Genomic DNA, 9,803 nt, shown 5'->3' with positions numbered 1-9,803 from the left:
CTCCTCTTCAAAGAGAAGGCCCCTAAAGAATCAACCTTTCCACTCAACGCAAGACTTACTCTTACTCATATGCGATTCCCCTGCCTCGAGGGGGGAGATTGCGCGCACCATCCCTTGCCCCAGCCACCGCAGCCCCGTTCACGCCGCCCCCACATCATGCTAACCAACCCGCCATGGCACAGAAGAAAGCTTACGAGGTCGATGGGTGGCTGGCGCGGCCGGACCAGCGCATCTCCATTGTCCTGCTCTACGGCCCTGACCGCGGCCTCGTCTCGGAGCGCGCGAAGGCCTTTGCCGGCAAGACCGGCCTGCCGCTCGACGATCCCTTCTCGGTGGTCCGGCTCGAAGGCTCGGAGGTCGACCGTGACGCGGGCCGGCTGCTCGACGAAGCCCGCACCGTGCCGATGTTTTCCGACCGGCGGCTGCTCTGGGTGCGCAATGCCAGCGGCCAGAAGGCGCTGGCCGACGACGTCAAGGCGCTGACGGCAGAGCCGGCGGGCGATGCGATCATTCTCATCGAGGCCGGCGATCTGAAGAAGGGCGTCGGGCTGCGCGCCATCGTCGAGGCCGCCGACAATGCCATGGCTTTGCCTTGCTATGCCGATGAGGCCCGCGACATCGACGCCGTCATCGACGACGAGTTGCGCAAGGCCGGCATGTCGATGACCATGGAGGCGAGACAGGCGCTGCGCCGCAATCTCGGCGGCGACCGGCTGGCCTCGCGTGGCGAGATCGAGAAGCTCGTGCTCTACGCCCATGGCCAGCAGGAGATCGGGCTTGAAGAGGTCAAGGCGATGTCGGGTGATGTTTCCGGCGCCTCTTTCGATGACGCGGTCGACGCGCTGCTCGAAGGCAAGATCGGAGACTTCGACGCCGCCTTCACGCGGCATTGCCAATCCGGCGGACAGCCCTTCCTGGTGCTGTCCTCGGCGATGCGACAGTTGCAGCAGATCCAGGCCATGCGCGGCCAGATGGATTCGGGCGGCCGCAATGCGGCTTCCGTCGTTACCGCCGCCCGCCCTCCGGTGTTTTTCTCGCGCCGCAAGCTGGTGGAGAAGGCGCTGGAGCGCTGGAGCACCGACGCGCTCGGCCGCGCGCTGACCCGGCTGCAGACGGCGGTCCTGCAGACGCGGCGAAGGCCGGATCTATCGGTCGCGCTGGCGCGACAGGCGCTGCTTGGCATTGTGGTGGAAAGCAGCCGATTGGCACAGCGCGCCTGATCTCCCCCCTCAAGGGGGAGATGTCGCCGAAGGCGACAGAGGGGTCGCCGGACGTGAGGCGCCGACCTCTTCTTTGCTTCCGCAAGGGCGTCGGCGCTTAATGTGAGGCGACCCCCACTGGCCTACCGGCCATCTCCCCCTCAAGGAGGGAGATTCGCGGCTTCGCCGATTTCGCCAATCACCAACGCTGCAAAGAGAGAAGACCGGCAATCGCCAGTCATGCTCGTGCCGCTGACAATTCGTCGGCTAACTACTAATCCTGCTTCAGCCTGCGGCACAGCTCATCAAGCTGCTCCAGAGACCGATATGCGATGCGCAGCACGCCACCCTTGCCCTTGTGTTCCACGGACACGATCATGCCGATCGTATCCGTCAACAGCTTTTCCAACGCCAGCGTGTCGGGGTCTTTCTGCTCCGGGCTCGGCGCCGGACTGGCCTCTTTCGTGCTGCTGCTGCCGGCCGGCATCTGCGCCAGCGCTTCGGCCTGGCGAACCGACAGCCCCTCTTCGACAATGCGCTTGGCAAGGCCGGCCGGATCTTCCGCCGTCACCAGCGTGCGGGCGTGCCCTGCCGACAGCTCGCCGTCGACCAGCATGTCGCGGATCACGTCCGGCAGCTTGAGCAGCCGCAGCGTGTTGGCGACATGGCTGCGGCTCTTGCCTATCACCTGACCGAGATCGGCCTGGGTGTAGCCGTGCTCGTCGATCAGCTGCTGATAACCAAGCGCTTCCTCGACCGCATTGAGGTCGGTGCGTTGGACATTCTCGATGATTGCCAGTTCCAGCGCCGTGCGGTCGTTGACCTCGCGGATGATGACCGGGATCTCGGACAGGCCGGCGCGCTGCGCGGCGCGCCAGCGCCGCTCGCCGGCGATGATCTCGTAGCGGCCGGCCTGCGTCGGCGAAGGCCGCGCCACAACCGGCTGGACGACACCATGCTCTCGGATCGACTGGGCGAGGTCCGTCAGTTCGGCGTCACCGAAATGCCGGCGCGGATTTTTCGGGTTGGGGGTCAGGAACTCGATCGGCACCTTGCCGTCGGCGCTCATGCCGGGCTTTTCCGGCGCTGCCGGACGATCGATCTCGCCGATCAGCGCCGCCAGCCCACGGCCCAGTCTCTTTCTCGAAAGGTCGTCGCTCATCTTTGTTCCAAAGTCCCGTATATTCCAAAAAGCGATCGTTTCGGCGTCGAACCGACTTTAACTATGCATCCGATCTCAAGCGGCGCGCAGTTTACGCTCGCGGCGGATCACTTCCGACGCCAATTGCAGATAGGCCTGGCTGCCCGAACATTTGAGGTCGTAGAGGATGGCCGGCTTGCCGTAGGATGGCGCCTCGGACACCCGCACATTGCGCGGAATGATGGTCTCATAGACCTTGTCGCCCATATGCGCGCGAACATCCTGCACCACCTGGTTGGCGAGATTGTTGCGGCCGTCATACATGGTCAGCACGATGCCTTGGATAATAAGCTCCGGATTGATCGAGCGGCGCACCTGCTCGACCGTCTCCAGCAATTGGCTGAGGCCTTCCAGCGCGAAGAACTCGCACTGCAGCGGCACAAGAACGGAATCGGCTGCCGCCATTGAATTCAACGTCAAAAGGTTGAGCGAAGGCGGGCAATCGATCAGCACATAACCGAAGGGTGCCCCGCGCTCGGTCGCGGCGCGCAACGCATTGCGCAGCTTGAGCACCCGGTCCGGCGCCGAGGCTATTTCCATTTCAATGCCGAGCAGGTCGAGCGTCGACGGCACGATCGACAGGCCAGGCACTGCTGTCGGGATCGCCGCAGCTTCCAGCTCCAGCTCCCCCGTCAGCACGTCATAGGACGAGACCGTCCGATCCTTGCGATCGATGCCGAGGCCGGTGCTGGCATTGCCTTGCGGATCGAGATCGACGATCAGCACCTTTTCGCCGATCGCGGCCAGCGCGGTCGCCAGGTTGATGGCGGTAGTGGTCTTGCCGACGCCGCCCTTCTGGTTGGCTACGGTGATGATTCGGGGGCCATTCTTCATCATGGGTCTATGCCAGAAATTCATTTTCGGGTCGCTTCGGGTCGCCTGGAGCAGATCAGACAGGTCGCAAGTTCGACAATTCGAGAATGACGCCGCTGGCGTCGGTCACACTTGGATGTTCTACCAGATCGAAGGACCATCGGTGAACGCTTTCTTCCACTTCGGCGCGGTAATCCCGGCCTTTGTGAAACAGGCCACGCGCACCTGAAATCAGCCATGGCGCCGACAGGTCCAGCAGGGTCGAAAGCGAGGCGAGTGCCCGTGCCGTGACGATTTGCGGTGCCGAAACAAGCGCATGGCTGTCATCGATGCGGCGCGCCACGACCCGCGCCGGCAGGCTGAACTGCCCGACGACCGCCTGCAGGAAGGATGCTTTTTTGCGATTGCTTTCAACCAGGTCGATGCTGGCGCCGTCACGCTCGGCAAGCAGGAAAGCCATGACAAGGCCCGGGAACCCACCGCCAGACCCGAGATCGACCCAGCGCGTCGCATAGGGCTCGATTCGCGCCAACTGCGCGCTGTCCAGGATGTGACGCTGCCAGACATCGCCAGCCGTCGATTGCGCAACGAGATTGATGCTGCGATTCCATTTCTGGAACATCTGCTCGAATGCCACCAGCCGATCGAATGTTTCACGTGAAACCGGGCCTGCCGCGTCCTGCAGGCTCTTCCATGAAGAAGAAGTCACGCAACATCCCTTTGTGGACGCAGAGCGCTCTCCGCGTGGCGAACATGCGCGACAATGATCGCCAGCGCCGCCGGCGTCATGCCTTCCATGCGCTGGGCGTCGGCGATGGAGCGCGGCCGCCGCGCCTGGATCTTCTGCTTCAACTCGTTGGACAGGCCTGGTACGCCCGCGAAATCGACCGTCTCCGGGATCAGCCGGCCCTCCTCATGCCTGATTTGCGCCACATCCGTCTTCTGCCGATCCAGGTAAACCGAATATTTGGCTTCCGTTTCGAGGCGTTCCGCCGTCTTGCCGTCGATTTCCGCAAACCGCGAATCGACACCGGCCAGCCAGGCCACATCGACATCGGGATAGGACAGCAATTCATAACCCGACCGGCGTACGCCGTCCCGGTTGATCTCCAGCCCGTGCCGCGCCCCTTCATTGGGGGTCAGGGTGAGCGATTTCGCCAGCTCCCGCGCGTCATCGAGGCGCTGCATGACAGCCTCGTAGCGCTGCATCCGCTGCGTCGAGGCGATGCCCAGCTTCGCAGCCAGGGGTGTCAGCCGCTCATCGGCGTTGTCGGCGCGCAGCGACAGCCGGAACTCGGCCCGCGAGGTGAACATCCGGTAGGGTTCGCTGATGCCGCGGCTGGTAAGGTCGTCGACCATCACGCCGATATAGGCTTCGGTGCGGCTGAGCACGATCTGCTCGCTGTCTGACGCGCGCCGCGCCGCGTTGAGGCCGGCGAGCAAGCCTTGCCCGGCCGCCTCTTCATAGCCGGTCGTGCCGTTGATCTGGCCGGCTAGGTAGAGGCCACCGATGCGCTTCGTCTCCAGCGTCTGGTGCAGCTCGCGCGGATCGACATGATCATATTCGATGGCATAGCCGGGCTGCAGCATGTTGGCGCGCTCCAACCCCGGAATGGTTTTCAACATATCGAGCTGGACATCTTCAGGCAGAGACGTCGAAATCCCGTTGGGGTAGACGGTATCGTCGTCGAGCCCTTCCGGCTCGAGGAAGATCTGGTGCCCGTCCCTGTCGCCGAACTTGACGATCTTGTCCTCGATCGAAGGGCAATAGCGCGGCCCAACGCCTTCGATCGAACCGGAATACATGGCGGAGCGGCCGAGATTGAGGCGAATCAGCTCATGCGTGGCCGTCGTCGTGCGCGTGATGCCGCAGTCGATCTGCGGCGTCTCGATGCGGTCCGTCAACAGCGAGAACGGCACCGGATCCTCATCCGCGGCTTGGCTATCCAGCGATGCCCAATCGATCGTCCGACCATCGAGCCGCGGCGGCGTACCGGTCTTCAGACGTCCGAGCTTGAAACCAGCCCGGTTCATCGTCGCAGACAGGCCAAGACTCGCCTGCTCGTTCATCCGACCGGCGACGATCTTCTTCTCGCCGATATGGATGAGCCCGCGCAGGAAGGTACCGGTGGTCAGAACGACCGCGCCACAGGCAAGCCGCCTTCCGTCGGCCAGGAGAACCGCCGCGATCTGCCCGCCAGCGATTTCGAAATCCAAAACCTCGCCCTCGACCACGTCGAGATCGTTCTGCTGCCGAATCGCTTCCTGCATGGCAAGGCGATAGAGCTTTCTGTCGGCCTGCGTGCGGGGTCCGCGCACCGCCGGACCCTTGCGGCGATTGAGCAGGCGGAACTGAATCCCGGCAGCATCCGCCACCCGCCCCATCAGGCCATCCATGGCGTCGATTTCGCGAACCAGATGCCCCTTGCCGAGTCCCCCAATCGCCGGATTGCAGGACATCACACCGATCGTATCGAAGCGCAGAGTGACCAAAGCGGTTCTTGAACCGGCGCGCGCGGCCGCGCCCGCCGCCTCGCACCCCGCGTGGCCGCCGCCCACCACAACCACATCATAGTGATTGGTCATAACAAACTTCCCAGACTCGATTGAATGAGGGACACATGTCCCCGTAGGGCGGTGCTGTCAAGAAAACTCGGCAGCGAGTTTCACGTGAAACAAGGTGGAGGGGAGTTGCAGCGGTGTTTCACGTGAGTCATTTGCAGTGAGGCCGTTCGCTGGAGCCCTGCCAACTTTCGTCATCCACGGGCGGAGCGGGAGCGAAGCGGACGCGCAGACCCGAGGATCCATGCCGCGACCGAGCTCGATGAGTGCGACGCAACAGAAATCAGCACTGCTGCGACGCTACAAAGTCGCGGCATGGATCCTAGGGTCTGCGCTGCGTCGCTGCGCTCCTTGCTCCGCCCTAGGATGACGAGACGTTAAGCGTTTCCGCCAATTGCCAACGCGTGCAGTCCGCAAGCGCCGTCAGGCCTCCGCGCCAGAAACCAACTCCTGTTCGAGGCCCGCTGTTTCACGTGAGTCATTTCCCAATGCAGAACTGCGAAAAGATCACGTCCAGCATGTCCTCGACGTCGATGGCGCCGACGATTCGGCCGAGGCGGTCGGCGGCGAGCCGCAGTTCCTCGGCGCGCAATTCCTGTCCGACAGCCAGGCTGTCGGTGGCGCGACGCAGATGGCGGTTGGTCTCACCAAGCAACTCGACATGGCGCAGACGCGATGGAAGGATATCGCCGGCGCTGCCGGTCGCCTCAGCGGCGCGACGGCCGATTTCCGCCAGCAATGCCTCCACGCCGGTCCCGGCCTTCACCGAGATGACAAGATCATAGTTCCCGGCCGCATCGCTTGCCGGGTGGCTGGCCAGCAAATCGAGCTTGGTGCCGACCCGCAAGCTCGCGCCGCCAGTCGGCAACGAACCGATGGGCCTGGGGTCCGCGACGTCCTGCAGCAGCAGCAACAGGTCGGCGCCATGTGCCTTGGCCCTGGCCTTCTCGATGCCGATCGCCTCGACCTTGCCCGGCGCATCGCGCAAACCCGCCGTGTCGACCAACCGGACGCGAACCCCCTGCAGGTCGAGCACCACCTCGAGCAGATCGCGCGTCGTGCCGGGTTCATCCGTTACTATAGCGGCATCCCGCCGCGCCAGGGCGTTGAACAGACTCGACTTACCGGCGTTGGGCGCACCAATGATAACCACCTCGAAACCGTCACGGATGATTTCGGCAGCGCGAAATCCGGCGATGTGGCGATCGATCTCACCGATCATCGTCCGGACATCGGACCAGACCGTATCCGAAACGGAACCGGGGACATCGTCCTCATCGGCAAAGTCGATCTCGGCCTCGATCATGGCGCGAGCCTGGATCAACCGACGCCTCCAGCCAAGATAGAGTTCACTCTGGGCGCCCAGGGCATTTTGCACCGCGAAGCGCCGCTGAGCCTCGGTTTCGGCGTTGATGAGATCGGCCAGCGCCTCGGTCTCGACCAGATCGACCTTGCCGTTAAGAAAGGCGCGGCGCGTGAATTCGCCAGGCTCGGCATGCCTGACGCCGTCGAAACCGGTGATCACCTCCAGCATCCTGGCCACCACGGCGCGTCCGCCGTGAACGTGGAATTCGGCGACATCCTCGCCAGTAAAACTGGCCGGTCCGGGAAAGAAAACGACCAGGCCGTTGTCGAGCACGGTTCCATCGCGCGCCCGCAGCCTGCGCAAAACCGCCGAGCGGTCCTTAACCGTGGCGCCGGCAATCGTTTCGACCACGAATCGAGTCTGCGAGCCGGAAATGCGGATGACGGCGACGCCCGCCGGCAGTCGACCGCTTGATAACGCAACGATGGATTCGCCTGAAATCATTTGCCCGCTTTGCCGAACCGCCCTACGTCCATATGACTACTCCCAACCGAGTTTGCGATCGTGACGTTACCCGCACAAAACCTGCTTGCCGAAGAAGCCAGCCCCTATCTAAAGCAGCACAGCGGCAATCCCGTGCACTGGCGGGCCTGGTCGCCGGCTTCGCTCGAGGAGGCGAAGGCGCTGGATAGGCCGATCCTGCTCTCGGTCGGCTATGCCGCCTGCCACTGGTGCCATGTCATGGCGCATGAAAGCTTTGAAAACGACGACGTCGCCGCCGTCATGAACCGTCTGTTCGTCAATATCAAGGTCGACCGCGAAGAGCGCCCGGACATCGACCAGATCTATATGGCCGCACTCTCCTCGATGGGCGAGCAAGGCGGCTGGCCGCTGACCATGTTCCTGACCCCGGACGGCAAGCCATTCTGGGGCGGCACCTATTTCCCGCGCGAGCCGCGCTATGGCCGCTCCGGTTTCATCCAGGTAATGCAGGCGGTGGACAAGGCGTGGCGCGAGAAGAGGGCAAGCCTGAACCAGAGCGCCGACGGCCTGACGGCCCATGTCGAGGCGCGGCTCGCCGGTTCGCATACAAGGACAGCACTCGACCGGGATGCGCTGGCGGAACTTGCCAAGGGCATCGACGGCATGGTCGACCGCGATCTCGGCGGCCTTAGCGGCGCGCCGAAATTCCCCAATGCCCCGTTCATGCTCACGCTCTGGCTGTCCTGGCTGCGCGACGGCAATGCCAGCCATCGCGACGACGTCCTGCTCAGCCTCGAACAGATGCTAAGCGGCGGCATCTACGACCATATTGGCGGTGGGCTCAGCCGCTACTCGACCGATGCCGAATGGCTGGTGCCGCATTTTGAAAAAATGCTCTACGACAACGCCCAGTCCATCCGGTTCTGCAATTGGGCCTATGCGGCGAGCGGCAACGAACTGTTCCGGCTACGAATCGAAGAGACGGTCGACTGGCTGCTGCGCGAAATGCGCGTCGAAGGGGGCGCCTTTGCCACCAGTCTCGACGCCGACAGCGACGGCGAGGAAGGGCTGTTCTACACCTGGAGCAGGGAAGAGGTTGAAGACGCTCTCGGCGACGATTCTACCTTGTTTTTCAAATACTTCACGCTGTCGAGCCCGCATGGCTGGGAAGGCAAGCCAATTGTCCACCAAACCCGCTCCCAACAGGCGCAAAGTGTGGTCGATCGGGAAGCCCTTAGGCCGCTCAAGACGAAACTTCTCACTGTGCGGGAAGAGCGTGTCAGGCCCGGCCTGGACGCAAAGACGCTCACCGACTGGAACGGCCTGATGATTGCAGCGCTTGCGGAGGCCGGCCGGGCGCTGGCCCGGCCTGACTGGATCGGCGCGGCGGCAAAGGCCTTTGCCCACATCAATTCCGCCAGCCGCGACGGCCGCTTGCCGCATTCGATGCTCGGCGCCAGGAAATTGTTCCCTGCTCTGTCCAGCGACTACGCCGCCATGAGCAATGCGGCGATCTCGCTGTTCGAAGCGTCCGGCGATTTGAGTTATGTCGAGCAGGCCCGCCAGTTCATTGGGCAGTTGGACCTGTGGCATGCCGACACCGAAGGAACAGGCTATTACCTGACCGCTTCGGACAGCGCCGACGTGCCGATCCGCATCCGGGGCGATGTCGACGAGGCCATTCCGTCAGCGACGGGCCAGATCATCGAGGCACTGGTTCGGCTGGCGTCCGTCACCGGCGATCTCGACCTGCAGGAGAAGGCCTGGAAGATCGCCGAGCACGCTGCCGGCCGCGCTGCGCATCAGGCCTATGGCCAGGCCGGCATCGTCAATGCCTGCGCGCTGGCGATCGAGCCGCTCAAGCTGGTCATTGTGGATGAACTTGGAGATCCAAAGCTCGTTCCGGTTGCGAATCGAAACCCGGATCCACGCCGCGTGGATATCGTCACGGCGATCGGTACGGCTGCGAATCGACCTGTGTTGCCGGGCGGACTCCTGCCGTCGACCGACACAGCGGGTGCCTGGTTGTGCACGGGGCAGGTTTGCCTGCCGGTGGTTACGGATGCAGAAGAGCTGGAGCGCCTACTGCGCCGCCAGTAACGAATTCGTCATCCAGGGCGAAGCAAGGAGCGCAGCGACGTGGCGCAGACCCTGGGATCCTGTGTGTTGTTGCCATGCTATGGTTGAGGTGGGAAGGAGACCGAGAGGATCCTGGTCGTCCTTTCGAGGACAGGCCGTG

At 63.4% G+C, this 9,803-nt stretch carries 7 protein-coding genes; 2 read left to right on the top strand and 5 right to left on the bottom strand.

Annotated elements, in window-relative coordinates; genetic code table 11:
- Positions 1 to 173 precede the first annotated feature (173 nt).
- Positions 174 to 1,220, top strand: coding sequence for a DNA polymerase III subunit delta (gene holA, locus NKJ01_RS35410; RefSeq protein WP_352735174.1), 1,047 nt, complete (start codon positions 174 to 176; stop codon positions 1,218 to 1,220).
- Positions 1,221 to 1,473: 253 nt separating this feature from the next.
- Here the strand turns inward: holA and NKJ01_RS35405 are convergent, their stop codons facing one another.
- From NKJ01_RS35405 to mnmE, 5 genes are all read right to left on the bottom strand, one after another.
- The gene (locus NKJ01_RS35405; protein ID WP_352735172.1) at positions 1,474 to 2,361 is read right to left on the bottom strand and encodes a ParB/RepB/Spo0J family partition protein; all 888 of its coding nucleotides are present in this window, start codon (positions 2,359 to 2,361) and stop codon (positions 1,474 to 1,476) included.
- Positions 2,362 to 2,436: 75 nt separating this feature from the next.
- Positions 2,437 to 3,237 (bottom strand): ParA family protein, encoded by an 801-nt coding sequence (locus NKJ01_RS35400; protein ID WP_352735170.1) that lies wholly within the window; start codon positions 3,235 to 3,237, stop codon positions 2,437 to 2,439.
- Between the two features lie 52 nt (positions 3,238 to 3,289).
- On the bottom strand, positions 3,290 to 3,922 hold the full coding sequence (gene rsmG / locus NKJ01_RS35395; protein WP_352735168.1) for a 16S rRNA (guanine(527)-N(7))-methyltransferase RsmG: 633 nt from the start codon (positions 3,920 to 3,922) through the stop codon (positions 3,290 to 3,292).
- Positions 3,919 to 5,799: a tRNA uridine-5-carboxymethylaminomethyl(34) synthesis enzyme MnmG gene (mnmG, locus tag NKJ01_RS35390; RefSeq protein WP_352735166.1), complete on the bottom strand. Its 1,881-nt coding sequence runs from the start codon at positions 5,797 to 5,799 to the stop codon at positions 3,919 to 3,921. Before mnmG ends, rsmG begins: the two co-directional genes overlap by 4 nt.
- 454 nt (positions 5,800 to 6,253) lie before the next feature.
- Positions 6,254 to 7,585, bottom strand: coding sequence for a tRNA uridine-5-carboxymethylaminomethyl(34) synthesis GTPase MnmE (gene mnmE / locus NKJ01_RS35385; RefSeq protein WP_352735164.1), 1,332 nt, complete (start codon positions 7,583 to 7,585; stop codon positions 6,254 to 6,256).
- A gap of 60 nt (positions 7,586 to 7,645) precedes the next feature.
- On the opposite strand from mnmE, the gene NKJ01_RS35380 reads away from it, so the two are divergent.
- On the top strand, positions 7,646 to 9,664 hold the full coding sequence (locus NKJ01_RS35380) for a thioredoxin domain-containing protein (RefSeq protein ID WP_352735162.1): 2,019 nt from the start codon (positions 7,646 to 7,648) through the stop codon (positions 9,662 to 9,664).
- Positions 9,665 to 9,803 lie beyond the last annotated feature (139 nt).

It is taken from the genome of Mesorhizobium sp. M0276, assembly GCF_040321755.1.
Classification (GTDB): Bacteria; Pseudomonadota; Alphaproteobacteria; order Rhizobiales; family Rhizobiaceae; genus Mesorhizobium.
Note: the sequence above shows the minus strand (reverse complement) of the source record. Positions and strands in the feature narration are given on the sequence as shown.